A 1495-nucleotide genomic window follows, 5' to 3' on the forward strand; every position below is an offset into this window, starting at 1 on the left:
TGTATAAGAGACAGATCAATAACAGTGCACCGAATTCCGTCTTCGTCAACCGAACGATCGTACTGATGACGGATGAATAATCGAATAAACTCTCCTTTGAAGCAAGCGTTTCGATCAGTTCATTCCGATCCTGCAAATGGAGTTCATTCGTCCGCGTCAATTCAAGAGCACGCTCAAGCTCGTTCTGTTTTTGCTTCAATACTTCCTGATTGTGTTCCATTTCTTGATTCTTAGCTGACAATTCCGCATGTTGTGATGAGATCGACCGTGCCATCTGGTAAAACGATGCCGTCAATTGACCGACTTCATTATGGCTGTCGACATCATGCTCGAGCGAAATCGACTTGCCTTCCGCAAGGCGACGGCTTTTGACGATCAATTCGCGGAGTTGTGACGTCACCCGATGTATCAACGGACGGACGATGAACAATAGACAAAATATAAAAATCATCAAGTTCAAGAACCAGAACCATTGCGTCTTTTGTAACTGGTCAAGTACTTGCTCCTTCGTCCGACCGTCTGCATTATCCACGTATAAATAACTGGCAACCGATGTGATGACACTTAGTGCAAAGACACTATAAAAAATCGCCATCAACTGTCTGCCCAATTTCTCAGTCATCCAGTGTTTCATATTCATAAATCCTCCTAGCAATAAGTTGCCCTTCGTTCAAGATTGTTTCCTCCTCATCTATTATCATCTAATGATTCCCGGAAACATCCCTCTTGAATCCTTTACGGTCGGGCAGGCGAGAGTCCAATCCCGGTCACGAGGGCAATCGCATCGACGATTTGTCCTTTCGTCAGATCATCCGTCTCGATCTGTTGACTGAACAATGGATCGGTCAGTTGACGTAAGCGTTGTTCTGCCTGTTGACCGCCCCACGAGTTTGGACGCTCAAAGCGGCTGATCAGGCGGCGTTTGACAGTTGTCTCCTTCGCCATCAGGGCGATATGACGGACGTCATGACCGTTCGCTCGTAACGTGCCGATGATTTCCTGAAAGTACGCTGGATTCGTCAAGGTCATCGGCACGATGATCCGCGCATCTTCCGTATCGAGCTGTTCGAGGAGCTGTCGGTTAAACGTGCGCCACAACGGCTCATCCTGGAAATCGTCCTTGTTTTCCGGCAGTTGCGCCCGTAGAAAATAACCCGTCTCTTCCGGGTCAAAAATGTATGATCCGCTCCAACGCTTTTGTAATCCTTTTGCTGCTGTCGTCTTCCCGACACCAAACGTACCGTTAATCCAAATGATCATCTTCTTCTCCTCCACCCTGTTTTCTGTTGTACTATACTGCAAAAGTGGTCGACAAGTTTCAATCGGTTACAAAAAAACACTCCGTTGAAAAAACAGAGTGTTTAGCCATATAACCATGTGATTAAAAACGGTGCGAGAATGCTAGCACAGACAGCCGTCAAGACCATCGTCAACAGACCGACCGCCCCTTCGCGTTGATCAAGACTCATCGATTTCGTCGCACCCATGACGTGGG

3 protein-coding genes are annotated in these 1495 nt (G+C 47.2%); all 3 read right to left on the bottom strand.

Annotated features, from left to right (window positions below; translation table 11 throughout):
• Window positions 1–634: HAMP domain-containing protein (locus F8N00_RS17905; protein ID WP_421018734.1), on the bottom strand; the 634-nt coding region annotated here is incomplete at its 3' end.
• 101 nt (window positions 635–735) lie between these two features.
• Window positions 736–1260, bottom strand: coding sequence for an AAA family ATPase (locus F8N00_RS17910; protein ID WP_058713409.1), 525 nt, complete (start codon window positions 1258–1260; stop codon window positions 736–738).
• A 101-nt stretch (window positions 1261–1361) separates the two neighbouring features.
• Window positions 1362–1487 carry a hypothetical protein gene (locus tag F8N00_RS17915; RefSeq protein ID WP_421018735.1) on the bottom strand — a complete coding sequence of 42 codons (126 nt, stop codon included), beginning with the start codon at window positions 1485–1487 and terminating at the stop codon, window positions 1362–1364.
• Window positions 1488–1495 lie beyond the last annotated feature (8 nt).

Origin of the sequence: Exiguobacterium sp. A1_3_1, assembly GCF_048985645.1 — a bacterium.
GTDB lineage: Bacteria > Bacillota > Bacilli > Exiguobacteriales > Exiguobacteriaceae > Exiguobacterium_A > Exiguobacterium_A indicum.